This is a genomic window from Flavonifractor sp. An112, from assembly GCF_002161085.1.
Taxonomy (GTDB): domain Bacteria; phylum Bacillota; class Clostridia; order Oscillospirales; family Oscillospiraceae; genus Flavonifractor; species Flavonifractor avicola.
This window is the reverse complement of record NZ_NFLU01000008.1, coordinates 29,141-45,098: the sequence shown is the minus strand read 5'-3', so window position 1 is coordinate 45,098 and position 15,958 is coordinate 29,141. Positions and strand designations below refer to the sequence as shown.

The following is a 15,958-nucleotide window of genomic DNA, read 5'->3' as shown; positions in this document are numbered from 1 at the left end:
ATCCATGTGCTGGGTCAGTGTAATATTGCGATCAGCCTTTGCTGATGTCGCCGGAAGAAGTTTGCTGCGCCAGCTTGCGCCGGATACGCTGCACCGCGTTGTCCACCGATTTGGGGGACTTGTTTACCTCGGCTGCAATCTCGGAGTAGGACAGACCGTTCAGATACAACCGAAGTACGCTTGCCTCGAAGCCGGACAGCTGACCGATCAGCGCCTCCAGACGTTCCCGGAAGGATTCCCGGCTGAGGAAGATCTCCTCCGGGTCTGTTCCCTGTCCGTCAGGTGCGCTGAACGCCAATGGATCGCCGTTCCCACTAAAAAGAGGGGTTCCGAACGAGACGGAGTTGTTCAGCGGTATGTGCTTATCTCTTGCTGCTGCTTTGATAACGGAGAACAAACGGTTTTTGATGCACACCTCCGCATAGGTGCGGAAGGAGGCGGCCTTTTCCGGGTCATATTCCCGGATAGCGGCCAGCAGCCCCACCATTCCCTCCTGGATCAGGTCCTCGCTGTCTCCGCCGGCCAGAAAATAGGGCCGGGCGCAGATGCGGACCAGTCGGTTATAGCGCACCACCAGGTCCTCTTCGGCCTGACGATCGCCGGAAGCGGCCAGGGCACACAGGGCCTCATCACTGGGCTCCTGCGGTTGGAAATAGTCCTCTTTCATGCCGTTTCTCCTTGCACATTATAAGCGTTGATACCTGAATTTGTCAAGTGTTTGCCAGAAATATTTCAGTTTCAGCCCCGATTTTTTATGACATTTGCCAAGAGCTCTGCAACTTTCTCTGCATCCTCCTGGCTCTGGGCCTCCACCATCACCCGCACCAGGGCCTCGGTGCCGGAAGGACGGACCAAAATCCGTCCGGTGCCCGCCAGCAGCTTCTCCTGCTCTGCCACGGCGTCCATAATGGAGGGGTCGTTCATGATGGCCTGCTTGGCGGCATTGTCGGCCACCGGCACATTGATGAGAGTCTGGGGGTAGCGCTTGCAGCCCTCCACCAACTGGGAGGCCTTCTTGCCGGAGCGGCGCAGCAGAGCCAGGAACTGCAGGGCGGTAAGCTGGCCGTCGCCGGTGGTGGCGTATTTGCGGAAGATGGTGTGGCCGGACTGCTCGCCGCCCAGGACCCAGCCTTCCTCCTCCATCTTCTCCAGCACGTTCCGGTCACCCACAGCGGTGCAGAACAGCTCCATGTTGTGCTCCCGGCAGAAGACGTGCAGGCCCAGGTTGCTCATGACAGTGCCCACGATGGCGTTGCCGGGCAGCTTTCCCTGCTCCAGCAGCTCCAGGCCGCAGGCGGCGATGACCTGATCGCCGTCGATCTCCTCGCCGGTCTCGTCTACCATAAGGCAGCGGTCGGCGTCGCCGTCAAAGGCGATGCCCAGGTCGTACTTGCCGGCGGTGACCATGGCCTTCAGGCCGTCCAGATGGGTGGAACCGCAGCCGTTGTTGATGTTCACGCCATCGGGGTCGGCGTTGATGATGTCGGTGTGCAGGTCGGGGAAGGAATCGAAGAGCCGGCCGGCGGTGGCGGAGGCAGCTCCGTTGGCGCAGTCCACCAGGATCTTCAGGCCGGACAGGTCGGAATCGATGGTGGATACCAGGTGATCGATGTAGTCCTGGCGCTCCTTCTGGTCGGCGTAGGTCACCCGGCCGATGTCGCCGCCGGTCTTGCGGGGTACGGGGACCTTGTTGAGGATAATGTCCTCAATCCTGCCCTCCAGCTCGTCGGGCAGCTTGAAGCCCTGGCTGTTGAAGATCTTGATGCCGTTGTGCTCAAAGGGGTTGTGGGAGGCGGAGATGACGATACCGGCGTCACAGCCGCTGTCCACCGTCACCCAGGCCACGCCGGGAGTGGGGATCACGCCCAGGTGGAGCACGTCGGCGCCGGCGGAGCACAGACCGGCCACCAGCGCGCCCTCCAGCAGATCGGAGGAGATGCGGGTGTCCTTGCCGATGGCGAACCGGGGACGCCCCTCCCCTTTCGCCTGGGCCAGCACATAGGCTGCCGCCACGCCCACATCATAGGCCAGTTCTGCGTCAAGACCGGCGTTGACCACGCCGCGAATCCCATCGGTTCCAAACAGTTTACCCATGCTAGATTACCTCTTTCTACCGAAATCATCCAAACGATATTGGAAAGTTCCTATTTGCCTTGTAGGGGCCGATACCCTCATCGGCCCGCGCCTGCACACCGGGCAGTCGTGGGTTGTCTACAAACTTATATCATCACTTTTTATATCATAGACACTAAAAGCTCAGCTGCTCCATTCCCACCCCGCCGGGGACGGCCAGGCCCAGGTGCTCATAGGCCCGCCGGGTGACGCACCGGCCTCTGGGCGTGCGGGTGAGGAAGCCCATCTGCATCAGATAAGGCTCGTATACGTCCTCCAGGGTGACAGCTTCCTCGTTGATGGTGGCCGCCAGGGTCTCCAGACCCACCGGGCCGCCGCCGTAGTGCTCAATAATGGAGCGGAGCATCCGCCTGTCGATGGCGTCCAGCCCCAGGTGATCCACCTCCAGGGCGGACAGGGCCACGTCGGCCACCTCCCGGGTGATGACGCCCCCGGCCTTCACCTGGGCGAAGTCACGCACCCGGCGCAGCATCCGGTTGGCGATCCGGGGGGTACCCCGGCTGCGCTTGGCGATCTCCATAGCGCCGTCAGGCTCGATGGGCACATCCAGGATGCCCGCCGACCGGGTGACGATGAGGGCCAGCTCCTCCGGGGTGTACAGCTCCAGCCGCAGGGTCACACCAAACCGGTCCCGCAGAGGGGCGGACAGCTGGCCCGCCCGGGTGGTGGCTCCGATGAGGGTGAATTTGGGCAGGTCCAACCGGATAGAGTTGGCAGACGGTCCCTTGCCGATGATGATATCGATGGCAAAGTCCTCCATGGCAGGATACAGGATCTCCTCCACCGACCGGTTGAGCCGGTGGATCTCATCCACGAACAGGATGTCGTTTTCCGCCAGATTGGTGAGCAGGGCCGCCAGATCGCCGGGCTTTTCGATGGCCGGGCCGGAGGTGATGCGGATGTTGACCCCCATCTCGTTGGCAATGATGTTGGAGAGGGTGGTCTTACCCAGACCAGGGGGGCCGTGGAGCAGCACATGGTCCAACGGCTCGTTCCGCATTTTGGCAGCCTGGATAAAGACCTCCAGGTTGCCCTTGGCCTTGGCCTGACCGATGTATTCGTTTAAGGTTTTGGGCCGCAGGGAGCCCTCGTTCTCGTCATCCCGGGTGAGGGATGTGGTCACCAGAGGCTCCTCGGTCTCAAAGCCGTCTTCAGAAAATGCAATGCTCAAAGTCTCACTTCCTTATCCACGCCACCCGTCCAGCAGCTCCTCCACTTTGTCCAGGAAGGCGCCCTCCCCCAGGGTGTTGATCTTGAACAGCATGGCCTGACTGCCGCCGGAGGTAATGGCGGACAGGAACAGATGGGGGCCGTTGCCCACCAGAGTCAGGTTCAGGCTCACCCGGTTGCCTCCCATGAAGCTGTACCGCTCATACACCCGGACGGCCACCCGGAAGGAGCCGCTGTGGTAGTCGCTGCTGTCCTCCCAGCTGGCGGAGGAGCTGCCGTTCAAAATCCCGTCGTGCAGATAGTCCAGCAGTCCGTCAAAGCTGCCGGTGAGGTTTCGTTCCAGTTTGGCCATGGTGGTTCCTCCTTCCGGGGGATTACCCCTTCATCATTTTCTTGAGGGCCTGCTTGATGATGTCCTCCAGGCTGAGGGTGTCCACGTCGATGCCCTTGAGAGCCATGCCGATCTCGGTCTGGGAGTAGCCCAGCACCGCCAGAGCGGCGGCCGCCTCGGAGGACTTGTTCTCCGGGATCACCGTGACCCCGGTGCCGCCGTAGCTCTCACCAACCGGGCTGATCTGGCCCTTGGCCAGCTTATCCTTCAGCTCCAGGATGATGCGCTGGGCGATCTTCTTGCCGATGCCCTGGGCCACGGTAAGGGCCTTCTCGTCCCCGGTAATGATGCTCATGGCCAGGGACTCGGGGGTGGCGGAGGACAGGATGGACAGGGCCGCCTTGGGTCCCACACCGGATACCGAGATCAAGAGCTGAAAGCAGTTGAGCTCGTTTTCCGTAGCGAAGCCGTACAGCTCCATGGCGTCCTCCCGGACGTTCAGGTGGGTGAAGAGCTTGGCGCTCTCCCCTTTCTTCAGCCGGGCCAGGGTATTGTTGGTGGTGCGGCAGGCATAGCCCACCCCGCCGCAGTCAATGACCGCCAGATAGGGGGCGGTATGGGCCACGGTTCCTTTCACATAGTAAAACATAATCGTAAACTCCTAACGGCGTGTCTCATACCGGCCGCTGCCCGGCCGGTTGGCGTCGGGGCTCTGGAGCCGGGAGGTGTACGAGCGGGCGTGGCACAGAGCGATAGCCACCGCATCGGCGGCGTCGTCCGGCTTGGGGACAGCTTTCAGGTTCAAAAGCCGCTTTGTCATGTCCATAACCTGCCGTTTTTCCGCCTTGCCGTAGCCCACCACTGCCTGCTTCACCTGGCTGGGGGTATATTCGTAAATGGGCACCTGGTGCCGCTCCGCCGCCAGCAGCAGCACACCCCGGGCCTGGGCCACGCCGATGCCGGTGGTGATGTTGTTGTTGAAGAAGAGCTCCTCGATGGCCATGGCCTCCGGCTTGAATTGCTTCAGCAGCAGGTCCATGTCATTGGAGATCTGGAGGAGCCGGGCGGGCAGGGCCTCACCCGCCGGGGTGGTAATGGCCCCGCACTGGACCAGCCGGGCCCTCCCCCCCGCCGTCTCCACCAGGCCGAAGCCCACGATGGCGAAGCCGGGGTCGATGCCTAAAATCAGCATAGCGTCGGTTTCCTCCCTGTTTTCCATACAGAGAATATTGTATCACGGCCTTGAAACGGGCGCAAGGAGGAATTAGGCCCGCCCCGGGGCGCAAAAGGGCCTGCTGCAAAATAGCTGTTTTGCACAAACCTGTCATTGCGAGCCAGTGCGCACACTGGCGTGGCAATCCGTTTCCCCGGCAAAAGGGACGGATTCCCACGAAAAACGGCCGCCCGGTGGGCGGCCGTTTTTCTCGGAATGACGGGTCTTTGTACGAGCTGCACATTTTGCAACAGGCCCTGGCTGTTTACGCTCTGGGATGGGCTTTGTTGTACACGTCCTTCAGCTTCTGGCTCACCACCTGGGTGTAGATCTGGGTGGAGGAGATATCGGCGTGGCCCAGCATCTCCTGAATGGAGTGGAGGTCGGCGCCGTTTTCCAGCAGATGGGCGGCAAAGGAGTGGCGGAGGGTATGGGGGGTGATGTCCTTCTGAATGCCCGCCTTCTCCTGATAGTGCTTGATGATCTTCCAGAACCCCTGGCGGCTCATCCGCTCCCCGCTCATGTTGACGAAGAGGGCCTTCTCGTCGGGGTGCTCCACCATCTGGGGCCGGACCCGGTCCAGATAGTTCTGCAGGGCCCGCACCGCCGCCTGGTACAGGGGGATGATCCGCTCTTTCCCCCGGTTGGCGCACCGGATGAACCCGGCGGACAGGTTGATGTTGTCCAGATTCAGGCCGATGAGCTCGCTGACCCGGATGCCGGTGGCGTAGAGCAGCTCCAGCATGGCCTTGTCCCGGCAGCCCTTGGCATCGGAGGGGTCCGGCTGCTCCAGAAAGAGCTCTACTTCCCGGGAGGTAAGGATGTGGGGCAGCTTGCGCTCTACCTTGGTCTGGGACAGACCCCGGGCGGGGTTTTCGCCGATCTGGCCGATCTCCATCATCCAGGAATAGAAGGACTTGAGGGAGGCCTGGCTCCGGGTCACGGTGGCAGCAGACTTGCCCCGTGCAGTCATGCTGCGGGTATAGGCCTCCACATCGGCGTGGACTGCCTGAGTGGGAGAGATTCCCTCCTCCCCCAGCCAGTCCAGGTATTGGCGCACATCACGCAGATAGGAACTCAGCGTATTGGGGGACGCCTTTTTTTCTTCGGTCAGAAATCGTTCGTATCCACTGAGATATTCCATCCATCCAACACCTTCCCGTTTCTCTCTATCGGTTCAAAAGAGCGCCTGCCGCGCCGGAAAGCAGAGCGGGCACCACAGTCCGCTCCAGCAGAATACACACACAAACAGCGCCGAGACACAGCGCACATCGGACCAGACAGTCCCGGCCCCACAGAACCCTGCCCTTTCCCTCTCCCCGGACCCGGGCGGCCAGGGCGCGGGCGGACAGGATACTCTGTACCCCCAGCACGAAGAGAGCAGGCAGAGACAGCACCCCGCCGACGCCAAACACCAGGCTGGCCAGCAGCCAGCCGGCGCCGCCGAAGGCCCGCACAAAGGAGGCGATGGAAAAGGCCAGCAAAAATCCCCGCAGGGCGAAGAGCACCGGCAGGCCCAGCACACCCAGCGCAGTGAATCCCAGCAGCAGGGCAAAGAGGGGCCAGCGCAGCGTGTCCCAAATCTGAGCCCACAGCGCGGGAACATCTACGGCACCCTCCTGTGCGGCCAGCAGAAAGGCCTCCAGATACTGATTCAGGCTGGCTTCACCAGCGCCGCCCACCTGGGCGGCCAACAGACAGCCTGTCAGCCCACCGGCCAAAAAACAGGCCGACAGGATGATCAGTGCCGGGACGATCCAGTCCCTGGGCACATTCCAAGCGGCCACAATGGTCCTGCGCAAAGGCTTCACCTCCCAACAGAAGCCTATGCGCCAGACTGGTAAATCAGACCTGCCTGTTTATTTCTTGGTATAATCATAGCTTAACACGGAGCATCGTGCAAGGTGCGGCAAGAAAAAAAGTCATTTTTGTCGATTATGCCGAATACTTATGTTAAGTATATTATGTCTACCATCGTATCAGTCAGCACGGCAGAGCCCGACAGCGGCCCTCTCTTCCCCTGATTTTTCCAGGAAAATGAGTCTTTATTACGACAAGGAAAATCCCTTGTCATCCTGTTTTGCCAGCCCCTCCCCTGTGCGGAACGGTCTATCGGCCAGGGGTTGCTCTCAATTGTCACTCATCCCGGTAAAACAGAGAAAAGCCCTGCTGCTCAAGGGTTTCCGCCTCGAACAGCAGGGCTTTCTGCACTGATTACGTCGATTACAGATAGTATAATTACGTTTTGTATACCCCCTAATCGGCCATACCGGCATCGATGGCCTTGAGGGCGATGGCGCACTCCAGACGCTTGCGCTCCAGTTCACAGCCCACCTTGTGGGGGTGCTTTATGTCGCCGCCGACAAGCAGGTTGGAGGCAGAGCAGCCGCCGGAGCAATAGAACCGGGCCCAGCAGTGGGCGCACTCCTCCCGGGTGTAGACGTTAAGACCGGCAAACCGGCTGGACAGGCTGTTGTCGAAAGTGCCGTCCTTCACGCTGCCCAGCTTGTAGTCCTCGTTGCCCACGAACTGATGACAGGGGTAGATGTCGCCGTCGGGGGTGATGGCCACATACTCGCAGCCGGCGCCGCAGCCCCGCAGCCGCTTGATGACGCAGGGGCCCTGCTGAAGGTCCACGTTGAAGTGGAAGAAGTTGGTCTCCCGGTGGTCCTTCAGATACTCAGCCAGCTTCTCATACTCCGCCTTCAGCTCAGGCAGATCGGACTCCTGAATGGCGTAGGGGTCGGTCTCCTTCCCTACCACCGGCTCCACGGACACGTTCTTGCCGATGGCGGCCAGCTCCTTCACGTCCTCGGCGAAGTCCTTGTGGAACCGGGTGAAGGTGCCCCGCAGATAGTAGTCCTTGGTGCCCCGTCCGGCGATGAGCTTCTTGAACTTGGGCACGATGACATCATAGGAGCCCTTGCCGTTGATGGTGGGCCGCAGATCGTCGTTGACCTCCTTGCGGCCGTCCAGGGACAGCACCGCGTTGGACATCTCACGGTTGATGTACTCGATGTTCTCGTCGTTCAGCAGTACGCCATTGGTTGTAATGGTAAAGCGGAAGCACTTGCCATGCTCCTGCTCGATGGAGCGGGCATATTCCACGGTGGCCTTGACGGTATCCATGGCCATGAGGGGCTCGCCGCCGAAAAAGTCCACCTCAATGTTGCGGCGGTTGCCCGACTTGGCAATGACGAAATCGATGGCCTTTTTGGCGGTTTCGATGTCCATGGTCATGCGCTTGCCGGTTCCGAAGTCGCCGGTGGAGGCGAAGCAGTACTTGCACCGCAGGTTGCAGTCGTGGGAGACGTGGAGGCACAGGGCCTTCACCAGGGCCTGCTGCTGCATGGAGGCGGCCTTGTCCCGATCGATGTAGTCGTCGGCCTCGAAGAGCAGGCCCTCCTTTTTCAGCTCCCGCAGCTCCTCCCAGGCCTCGGCCAGGGCGGCGGGATCATACTGAGGCAGGGCAGCGGCCAGAGCCTCGGGCAGGGCCCCATCCAGGCTCTCCCCGTTCTCCTCCCGCTCCGCCAGAGCGGTGAGCAGGTCGTGGGTCAGCTCGTCCAGCACATGGACGGCGCCGCTGTTCACGTCAACGGCGATGCGTACGCCGAGACACTGAAAGGTATGTACCATAAATTTTTGTTCCTTCCTCAGGGCATGGAAAAGGGTGGGCCTACACGCCCACCCTTGCCCTGTTGTTTGTTACCGGTTCTCGCACTTCTGGTTGGCCACGGTGCAAGAGGTCTTACAGGCGGACTGGCAGGAGGTCTGGCACTCGCCGCAGCCGCCGTGGGCGGCGCTCTTCTTCAGAGTAGCGCCGTTGAGCGTCTTGATATGCTTCATTCTGATTTCCCTCCCAAATAGAGACTTTAGGTCATTATACCATAGGGTCTTTCCAATTTCAACGCTTTCTGCGTTTTTTCCGCTTGCTCCCTCGATTGCCGCTCCCCAGCAGACCGGCAGCGGCCCCGCCGCACAGGGACCCGCACAGCAGGCCGATGCCCCCCGACTCCAGAGATACATCCCGGAAGCACAGGGCTCCCAGGGTGAGCACCAGCAGAAAGAGCACCCCTCCGGTGAGCAGTCCGGCGGCCAATCCCCCGCCGCAGCGGCTCACCGCCAGCAGGGCGCCGCAGAAACCGCCCAGCACACACCCCACGATGGTGATCTGATACGTCAGGTCCATGTCCAGCAGACCGCCGGAGATGGCCACCGACGCTCCCAGCAGGAACAGCATACACACGCCCAGGGCCAGTAGCCCGCCCAGCAGGATACCCAAAGCGCAGCGCAGCAGCTTGGCGCCCTGGTCCTCCTCCTTTTTACCCATAAAAACACCCTCCCTTACCACAGGTTCCTGATGAAACCTATGCCGGGAGGGCGTTTCTTATTACTTCTTGTCCTTGGCGTCCTTGGTCTCGCCGGGGCCTTCCTCAGTAGTCTGAGTGCCGCGGGTGGACACAGCCCACTTGGTGAACTCCATGCGCACGCGATCAGAGCTGGTCTCGATCACGATGGTGTTCTCCTTCACCGCGCAGATGGTACCTACGATGCCGCCGATGGTGGTGATCTGGTCACCCACGGACAGCTCGGAACGCATCTTGGCAGCGGCCTTCTTCTTCTTGTTCTCAGGACGGATCAGCAGGAAATAAAACACCGCGATGAGCAGTACCAGCGGGATAACCATGCTCAACATACTACCTGCCCCACCAGCATCAGTGCCGGTGCTGGACAACATCGCGTTGGTGATCTGTGCTGTCAATACAATCCCCTCCGATTTCAACTTTGACGCCATGCGTCATCAGTGGAATATTATAAAACGATTTGCAAGTTTTGACAAGTGTTTTTCGCCATGATTCACAATTTGTTTTAGATTCGTCCGGCCAACTTCTCGGAATATTCCGCCCGGAAGGCCGTGAATTGACCGGCATCCAGAGCATCCCGGATGCGCTGAGCCAGTTTATTATAGAAATACAGGTTATGCATAACGGCCAGGCGCATAGCCAGCATCTCGTCCGCCACGAAGAGGTGGCGCAGATAGGCCCGGGAGAAATTCCGGCACACCGGACAGTCGCAGTCGGGATCGATGGGCCGCTCATCGGTCTTGTACTTCTCGTTGCGGATGTTCATGGCTCCCGACCAGGTGAACAGTTTGGCGTGGCGGGCGTTGCGGGCGGGCATGACGCAGTCGAAGAAGTCCACGCCCCGGGCCACACCCTCAATGATGTTGGAGGGGGTGCCCACGCCCATGAGATATCGGGGCTTGTCCGCCGGCATATGGGGCTCCACCGCGTCGATGATGTCGTACATCACCTGGGTGGGCTCCCCCACCGCCAGGCCGCCGATGGCATAACCCTCGCAGTCGATCTTGGCGGTCTCTTTCATGTGCCACACCCGCAGATCGGGGAAGGTGGCGCCCTGGTTGATGCCGAAGAGCATCTGATGGGGATTCACCGTGTCGGGCAGCGCATTGAGCCGGTCATGTTCTACCTTGCACCGCTGGAGCCAGCGCAGGGTGCGCTCGCAGGAGGCCTTGGCATACTCATAGGTGGCCGGATTCTCTACGCACTCGTCAAAGGCCATGGCAATGTCGCTGCCCAGGTTGGACTGGATCTGCATGGACTCCTCAGGCCCCATGAAAATGCGGCGGCCGTCGATGTGGGAGGCAAAGGTGACCCCCTCCTCCTTGATCTTCCGCAGGCCGGACAGGGAGAACACCTGGAACCCGCCGGAATCAGTGAGGATGGGCCCGTCCCACCGCATGAACTTGTGGAGGCCTCCCATCTGGCGCACCACCTGGTCGCCGGGACGCAGGTGGAGGTGATAGGTGTTGGACAGCTCCACCTGGCAGCCGATGTCCTTCAGGTCAAAGGCAGACAGAGCCCCCTTGATGGCGCCCTGGGTGCCTACATTCATAAAAACCGGCGTCTGTACCGTGCCGTGGGCGCAGGTAAAGACGCCCCGGCGGGCCTTTCCCTCGGTTTTGATCACTTCAAACACAATAAAACCCCTTTATTTTGCAAGTGTTACTATCATACCAGAAAGCGGAGGAAATGACAACGCCTCAAAACCAGAAAGAGCGGCGCATAGCGCCGCTCTTCCCTGTTTACTTCACGCTGTCCATGGTCTGCTGCACCACCGACTCCATGATGGACGCCGTCATGGCTCCCGGCACATAGCCGTACACATTGCCGTTGACGTCAATCATAAAGGTGGTGGGAAAGGCGGAAATGCCGTAATAGGCCAGAGTCATGCCGGTATCGTCCATGAGCACCGGGAAGGTGTAACCGTTGTCCTCCAGGAACTGCTCAATCTCCTCCTGAGACACGTCCTGGCCGCCGGGATTGGCCACCGCCAGCACCACCAGATCCTCGCTGTTTTCTCCATAATTCTCATACAGCTTCTGGATGTCTGGCATCTCACTCTTGCAGGGGCCGCACCAGGTGGCCCAGAAGTTGAGGAACACCGTCTTGCCCTGATAGTCGGACAGAGTGTGGGTGTTGCCGTACTGATCGGTGAGGGTAAAGTCGGGGGCAGCAATCTCAGGCTTGGGCGTGGGCTCAGCAGAAGGCTCGGGAGAGGCGCTCTCCGCAGGCTCCGGGGTCTGGGTGGCCTCCGGCGTGGGAGAGACGCTTTCGCTCTGGGTAGGCGTCTCGGTTACGCCGGTCCCTCCCCCAATGCCGGACAGATAGCCGGTGATGCCATTCATAAAGCCGGTGAAGGTCATGATGCCCATAAGGACCAGCAGGGCCGCCCCCACCTTGCCGGTATACTTGACCACCTTCTGATGGGTCTTGAAGAAGTTGAGCACCGTGCCGGTGAAAATACCCACCGCCAGGAAGGGGATCACAAAGCCGGCAGTATAAACGGCGATGAGCAAAAAGCCCTTGCCGGCGCTTGCGGCGGAAGAGGCCATCAGCAGCACGCTGCCCAGAGTGGGGCCCACGCAGGGAGTCCAGGCAAAGCTGAAGGTGAAGCCCAGCACCAGGGCCACCAGGGGGTTCATGGCCCACTTGTCCAGTCGGAAGGGCAGCCGGTGCTCTGTCTCCAGCGCGGCGGCCTTGCCGAAGAAGCCGAACTGATAGACACCAAAGAGGATCATAATGATGCCGCTGATGCGGGCAAAGAGGGTCTGATTGCCGCTGAAGAAGCGGCCTGCGGCGGTAAAGCCCAGCCCCAGCACAAAGAAGGCGAAGCTGACACCCACCACAAAGAACAGGGTGTTGACCAGCACCTTGCCTCTGGGATAGCGGATATTGCCCTTCTCATCCACCGTCCGGGCCCCTCCCGCCAAATAACCCACATACAGAGGCACCAGCGGGAGCACACAGGGCGAAAAGAAGCTGAGCAGGCCCTGGATAAAGACGGTGAGCACCGGTACGCCGGTCTCAAGCTGCAAATTCATAGGGGTTCTCCTTTTTGTATGGATTCCAGTTGTCCCTCCAGGTCGGAGAGGCGGAGCTGGGCCAGCCGCGCCTTGCAGCGCCGGTCCAGATCGTCAAACAGGTGGTCCATCACCCCGGCCATGCCGGAGGCCACCATACAGCCGCAGTCCACGCCTCCGCCGCTGTGCCAGGCGGGCTCCACGAACCGCACCTCCAGGGCGTCGGCCACCGTGTCCAGGGTCACCTTCTCCGGATCAGCCACCAGCTGATAGCCGCCATCGGTGCCGGTGCGGGTGGTCACCAGCCCCGCCTTTTTCAGCTTGGCCATCACCTTGCGGACCCGGGCCGGGTTGGTGCAGATGTTGGCCGCCAGCTCTTCGCTGGAGAGCAGACATCCCCGCTTGTCCAGATAGATCAGGGCGTGGACCGCCACACAGAACAGGCCGTTCATGGAATGGGATTCTCCTTTACACGCGTTTCAGCAGATAGTCCTCCGCCCAGTGGGCGGCGTTGGCGCCGTCGGCGGCGGCGGTGATGACCTGCCGCAGAGCCTTGGTACGCACGTCTCCGGCGGCAAACACACCGGGCACGCTGGTGCGGCAGCTCTCGTCTGCCACCAGATAACCCGCCTGATCGGTCTCCACCTGTCCGGCAAAGAGGGCGGTATCGGGCACCCGGCCCACCGCCACAAAGAGGCCGTCGCAGGCCAGCTCGCTTTTCTCGCCGGTGACCACATTTTCCAGCTCGATACCTGTCAGGCGTTTTTCCTTGCGCAGGTCTGTCACACGGGTGTTCCAGAGGATTTCCACCCCGGCCTCCTCCAGGGCCTTGTGGTACACCGCCGAAGCCCGCAGGCTGTCCCGCCGGTGGATGAGATAGACCTTCTTGCACAGCTTGGACAGGTAGAGGGCGTCCTCCACAGCGGTGTTGCCACCGCCGTTTACTGCAACCACCTTGCCCCGGTACATCATTCCGTCGCAGGCGGCGCAGTAAGCAATCCCTCTCCCCCGCATCTCGCTCTCGCCGGCGAGGCCCAGCTCCCGGGGGTAGGCTCCGGTGGCCAGGATTACCGCGTCGGCGGTCAGGTCCCCCTCGCTGGTGTGGAGCACCTTGGGAACAGCAGTTAAGTCGGCCCCGGTGACCTCGGCGTATACGGTTTCCGCCCCATACTTCCGGGCCTGCCGCTCCATCTTCTCCCCCAGCTCGAAGCCGTCCACCCCATCGGGGAAGCCGGGGTAGTTGTCGATCACTGAGGTGGTGGCCATCTGGCCGCCGGGGGACAGCTTCTCCACCACCGCTGTCTTGCGGCCGCTGCGGGCGGCATACAGGGCCGCCGCATAACCGGCGGGGCCGCCCCCTACGATGAGGATTTCATACTGCGCCATGCCGTCCGCCTCCTTTTACAGTCCCATCCAGTCGATGATCTGAGCCTTGGAACCGGGGTTCACAATGGGCTCCCCCGTCTCCCCGTTCTTGAAGAGGAACAGGGTGGGAATGACCTCCACCTCAAACTGCTCCTCCAGCTCCGGCTCCTCGTCAATGTTGATCTTGCCTACCACCAGCTGGCCGTCAAACTGCTGGGCGATCTGGTCCAGCACCGGGCTGATCCGGCGGCAGTAGCCGCACCAGGGGGCCCAGAAGTCCACTAGCACCGGCTTGTCGGAATGAAGCACTACTTCTTCAAAATTGGCTTTGGTAATGGTAATGGGAGTCATATCCATCGTCCTTTCTGTTCCGAATAGCAGGCAATCGCCTGACTGTATGATATGCTTTTAACTGTAACTTTATTTGTTTCATTTCTATACTGTAACTATATCAGTTACAGTTAGTCTTGTCAACCCCTTTTCCTACTTTTTTGCTGGGCGTTCCAGCGGCGCACCTCCCGTCAGGCAAACGCATAGGCTGTCATGTGGCACAGCCACAAGCCAAGCGGATAAAGGAGTACAATATGAACCACTATCTTCCCTCTGATCGGGAGTGGAAACGGAAACAGGAAGGTGGGGCCTGCTGCTGTCCGCCAGGCTGCTGCCCGCCGCCCTGTCCCCCTCCCTGCCCCGTGCCTGGTCCCACCGGACCTACCGGGGCTACCGGTCCCACTGGTGCTACCGGGCCTACCGGGCCTGCCGGTTCCGGCGCCGCCGGTGCTACCGGCCCTACTGGACCCACCGGGCCTACCGGACCTGCCACCCCCGGACCCACCGGACCCACCGGCGCGGCAGGTGTGACCGGACCCACTGGCCCCCAGGGTATTCCCGGACCTGACGGCGCTACCGGTCCTACCGGACCTCAGGGTATCCCCGGCCCCGATGGCGCTACCGGTCCTACTGGCCCCACCGGACCCACCGGCCCTGCCGGTACCGCGGGTACTGCCGGCGCTACCGGTCCCACCGGACCCACCGGCCCTGCCGGTACCGCGGGCACTGCTGGCGCTACTGGTCCTACTGGCCCGACCGGGCCTACCGGCCCTGCCGGTGAGACCAACGCCGCCGCCACGGTCACCACCCTGCAAACCAGTGCCAGCCTGACCGACGCTATCAACGCCATCAACCAGATTATCCAGAATCTGAAGGCCGCTGGCCTGATGGAAACCTGATCCTGCGGGAGGGGGGCAGTCTGCCCCCCTCTCCTTCTGTGAAAGGAGAAGGCACTTATGAAAATTGTAGTCTATGCCATCTGCAAGAATGAGGCCCAGTTTGTGGACCGTTGGATGGACTCCATGTCGGAGGCCGATCAGGTGGTGGTACTGGACACCGGCTCCACCGACGACACCGTGGCCCGTTTGGAGGCCCGAGGAGCCGTTGTCACCGTGGAGACCATTTCTCCCTGGCGGTTTGACACTGCCCGCAACCGCTCTCTGGACCTGGTGGATGAGGACGCCGATATCTGCGTATGTACCGACCTGGACGAGGTGTTCCATCCCGGCTGGCGGGCTGCTCTGGAGTCGGCCTGGACGCCCGGCACAGGTCAGGCCCGGTACCGCTACACCTGGTCCTTCCGGCCCGATGGAGCCGATGGCGTGGTGTTCTGGTACGAGAAGATCCACCGCCGCCACGGTTATCGGTGGGTCCATCCGGTTCATGAGATCCTGCGCTGGGAGGGGCCCGGTCAGCCCGGCCTCATGGTAACTGCGCTGGGGGTGCAGCTGGATCACCACCCTGATCCCTCCAAATCCCGGGGCCAGTATCTCCCTCTGCTGGAGCTGTCGGTACAGGAGGAACCGGAAGACGACCGCAACGCCCACTATCTGGGCCGGGAGTACTTTTTCCATAGCCGGTGGGACGACTGCATTGCCACCCTCAAGCGGCACCTGTCCATGCCCACCGCCACCTGGAAGGATGAGCGGGCAGCCTCCATGCGGTACATTGCCAAGTCCTACATACAGAAAGGGGACCCCGCCCAGGCCAGAAGTTGGTTTTTCCGCGCCGCCGCCGAGGCCCCCCATCTGCGGGAGCCCTGGATGGATCTGGCCACCCTTTGCTACCAGCAGGAGAACTGGGACGGGGTGCTGTATTTTACCGGTGTCGCTTTGGCCATCACCGTCCGACCTGATACCTACATCTGTGAGGCGGAGGCCTGGGGGCCACTTCCCCACGACCTGCGGTGCCAGGCCTATTTCCGCACCGGGCGCATCGGCCCCGCTCGGGAGGAAGCGCAAAAGGCCCTGGTCCTCTCCCCTACCGACCCCCGGCTGGCGGGCAACGTGGAAATTCTGAGCCGAATGTGAGC

The 15,958-nt window shown here is 61.3% G+C and carries 19 protein-coding genes; 2 read left to right on the top strand and 17 right to left on the bottom strand.

Translation table 11 applies throughout. The annotated features are described in order from the left end of the window. Positions 1 to 31: 31 nt before the first annotated feature. The 17 genes from B5E56_RS08530 to trxA form a co-directional block, all read right to left on the bottom strand. A complete protein-coding gene (locus tag B5E56_RS08530) occupies positions 32 to 667 on the bottom strand; it encodes a sigma-70 family RNA polymerase sigma factor (protein WP_087269563.1) in 636 nt (211 codons plus the stop codon). 71 nt (positions 668 to 738) lie between these two features. After that, positions 739 to 2,094 (bottom strand): phosphoglucosamine mutase, encoded by a 1,356-nt coding sequence (glmM, locus tag B5E56_RS08525; protein WP_087389355.1) that lies wholly within the window; start codon positions 2,092 to 2,094, stop codon positions 739 to 741. Between the two features lie 154 nt (positions 2,095 to 2,248). Continuing rightward, positions 2,249 to 3,304: a Holliday junction branch migration DNA helicase RuvB gene (gene ruvB / locus B5E56_RS08520; RefSeq protein ID WP_087269557.1), complete on the bottom strand. Its 1,056-nt coding sequence runs from the start codon at positions 3,302 to 3,304 to the stop codon at positions 2,249 to 2,251. A gap of 12 nt (positions 3,305 to 3,316) precedes the next feature. Further along, complete coding sequence (locus B5E56_RS08515) at positions 3,317 to 3,655, bottom strand: DUF6054 family protein (RefSeq protein WP_087389354.1); 339 nt, start codon at positions 3,653 to 3,655, stop codon at positions 3,317 to 3,319. 22 nt (positions 3,656 to 3,677) lie between these two features. Continuing rightward, positions 3,678 to 4,283 (bottom strand): Holliday junction branch migration protein RuvA, encoded by a 606-nt coding sequence (gene ruvA / locus B5E56_RS08510; RefSeq protein WP_087188750.1) that lies wholly within the window; start codon positions 4,281 to 4,283, stop codon positions 3,678 to 3,680. Between the two features lie 12 nt (positions 4,284 to 4,295). After that, complete coding sequence (gene ruvC, locus B5E56_RS08505) at positions 4,296 to 4,826, bottom strand: crossover junction endodeoxyribonuclease RuvC (protein ID WP_087389353.1); 531 nt, start codon at positions 4,824 to 4,826, stop codon at positions 4,296 to 4,298. Between the two features lie 286 nt (positions 4,827 to 5,112). Next, the gene (gene xerD / locus B5E56_RS08500; RefSeq protein ID WP_087188748.1) at positions 5,113 to 5,991 is read right to left on the bottom strand and encodes a site-specific tyrosine recombinase XerD; all 879 of its coding nucleotides are present in this window, start codon (positions 5,989 to 5,991) and stop codon (positions 5,113 to 5,115) included. A gap of 25 nt (positions 5,992 to 6,016) precedes the next feature. Beyond that, complete coding sequence (locus B5E56_RS08495) at positions 6,017 to 6,658, bottom strand: stage II sporulation protein M (protein WP_242958862.1); 642 nt, start codon at positions 6,656 to 6,658, stop codon at positions 6,017 to 6,019. Between the two features lie 445 nt (positions 6,659 to 7,103). After that, a complete protein-coding gene (gene scfB / locus B5E56_RS08490) occupies positions 7,104 to 8,483 on the bottom strand; it encodes a thioether cross-link-forming SCIFF peptide maturase (protein WP_087389351.1) in 1,380 nt (459 codons plus the stop codon). Positions 8,484 to 8,552: 69 nt separating this feature from the next. Beyond that, positions 8,553 to 8,693, bottom strand: a complete 141-nt coding sequence (gene scfA / locus B5E56_RS08485; protein ID WP_087188745.1) for a six-cysteine ranthipeptide SCIFF — start codon at positions 8,691 to 8,693, stop codon at positions 8,553 to 8,555. 58 nt (positions 8,694 to 8,751) lie between these two features. Further along, positions 8,752 to 9,177 (bottom strand): TIGR04086 family membrane protein, encoded by a 426-nt coding sequence (locus B5E56_RS08480; RefSeq protein ID WP_242955424.1) that lies wholly within the window; start codon positions 9,175 to 9,177, stop codon positions 8,752 to 8,754. Between the two features lie 60 nt (positions 9,178 to 9,237). Beyond that, complete coding sequence (gene yajC, locus B5E56_RS08475; RefSeq protein WP_242958861.1) at positions 9,238 to 9,609, bottom strand: preprotein translocase subunit YajC; 372 nt, start codon at positions 9,607 to 9,609, stop codon at positions 9,238 to 9,240. A 107-nt stretch (positions 9,610 to 9,716) separates the two neighbouring features. Then, the gene (gene tgt, locus B5E56_RS08470) at positions 9,717 to 10,847 is read right to left on the bottom strand and encodes a tRNA guanosine(34) transglycosylase Tgt (protein WP_087188743.1); all 1,131 of its coding nucleotides are present in this window, start codon (positions 10,845 to 10,847) and stop codon (positions 9,717 to 9,719) included. Positions 10,848 to 10,953: 106 nt separating this feature from the next. Continuing rightward, positions 10,954 to 12,252 (bottom strand): cytochrome c biogenesis protein CcdA, encoded by a 1,299-nt coding sequence (locus B5E56_RS08465; RefSeq protein ID WP_087389350.1) that lies wholly within the window; start codon positions 12,250 to 12,252, stop codon positions 10,954 to 10,956. Next, positions 12,249 to 12,683 carry an RrF2 family transcriptional regulator gene (locus B5E56_RS08460; RefSeq protein WP_087269533.1) on the bottom strand — a complete coding sequence of 145 codons (435 nt, stop codon included), beginning with the start codon at positions 12,681 to 12,683 and terminating at the stop codon, positions 12,249 to 12,251. Before B5E56_RS08460 ends, B5E56_RS08465 begins: the two co-directional genes overlap by 4 nt. A 16-nt stretch (positions 12,684 to 12,699) precedes the next feature. Beyond that, entirely contained in the window at positions 12,700 to 13,617 is a 918-nt protein-coding gene (gene trxB, locus B5E56_RS08455) for a thioredoxin-disulfide reductase (RefSeq protein WP_087389349.1), read from the bottom strand. Between the two features lie 15 nt (positions 13,618 to 13,632). After that, positions 13,633 to 13,947, bottom strand: a complete 315-nt coding sequence (gene trxA, locus B5E56_RS08450; protein WP_087188739.1) for a thioredoxin — start codon at positions 13,945 to 13,947, stop codon at positions 13,633 to 13,635. Between the two features lie 233 nt (positions 13,948 to 14,180). On the opposite strand from trxA, the gene B5E56_RS08445 reads away from it, so the two are divergent. Further along, positions 14,181 to 14,825 (top strand): hypothetical protein, encoded by a 645-nt coding sequence (locus B5E56_RS08445; protein WP_087389348.1) that lies wholly within the window; start codon positions 14,181 to 14,183, stop codon positions 14,823 to 14,825. 57 nt (positions 14,826 to 14,882) lie between these two features. Then, complete coding sequence (locus B5E56_RS08440; RefSeq protein ID WP_087389347.1) at positions 14,883 to 15,956, top strand: tetratricopeptide repeat-containing glycosyltransferase; 1,074 nt, start codon at positions 14,883 to 14,885, stop codon at positions 15,954 to 15,956. Positions 15,957 to 15,958: the final 2 nt, after the last annotated feature.

Coding starts and splice junctions, on each gene's coding strand:
- B5E56_RS08440 (WP_087389347.1), top strand. CDS start 14,883: ATGAAAATTGTAGTCTATGCCATCTGCAAGAATGAGGCCCAGTTTGTG.
- ruvC (WP_087389353.1), bottom strand. CDS start 4,826: ATGCTGATTTTAGGCATCGACCCCGGCTTCGCCATCGTGGGCTTCGGC.
- B5E56_RS08515 (WP_087389354.1), bottom strand. CDS start 3,655: ATGGCCAAACTGGAACGAAACCTCACCGGCAGCTTTGACGGACTGCTG.
- xerD (WP_087188748.1), bottom strand. CDS start 5,991: ATGGAATATCTCAGTGGATACGAACGATTTCTGACCGAAGAAAAAAAG.
- scfB (WP_087389351.1), bottom strand. CDS start 8,483: ATGGTACATACCTTTCAGTGTCTCGGCGTACGCATCGCCGTTGACGTG.
- B5E56_RS08445 (WP_087389348.1), top strand. CDS start 14,181: ATGAACCACTATCTTCCCTCTGATCGGGAGTGGAAACGGAAACAGGAA.
- trxA (WP_087188739.1), bottom strand. CDS start 13,947: ATGACTCCCATTACCATTACCAAAGCCAATTTTGAAGAAGTAGTGCTT.
- scfA (WP_087188745.1), bottom strand. CDS start 8,693: ATGAAGCATATCAAGACGCTCAACGGCGCTACTCTGAAGAAGAGCGCC.
- trxB (WP_087389349.1), bottom strand. CDS start 13,617: ATGGCGCAGTATGAAATCCTCATCGTAGGGGGCGGCCCCGCCGGTTAT.
- B5E56_RS08530 (WP_087269563.1), bottom strand. CDS start 667: ATGAAAGAGGACTATTTCCAACCGCAGGAGCCCAGTGATGAGGCCCTG.
- B5E56_RS08460 (WP_087269533.1), bottom strand. CDS start 12,683: ATGAACGGCCTGTTCTGTGTGGCGGTCCACGCCCTGATCTATCTGGAC.
- B5E56_RS08465 (WP_087389350.1), bottom strand. CDS start 12,252: ATGAATTTGCAGCTTGAGACCGGCGTACCGGTGCTCACCGTCTTTATC.
- glmM (WP_087389355.1), bottom strand. CDS start 2,094: ATGGGTAAACTGTTTGGAACCGATGGGATTCGCGGCGTGGTCAACGCC.
- B5E56_RS08480 (WP_242955424.1), bottom strand. CDS start 9,177: ATGGGTAAAAAGGAGGAGGACCAGGGCGCCAAGCTGCTGCGCTGCGCT.
- ruvA (WP_087188750.1), bottom strand. CDS start 4,283: ATGTTTTACTATGTGAAAGGAACCGTGGCCCATACCGCCCCCTATCTG.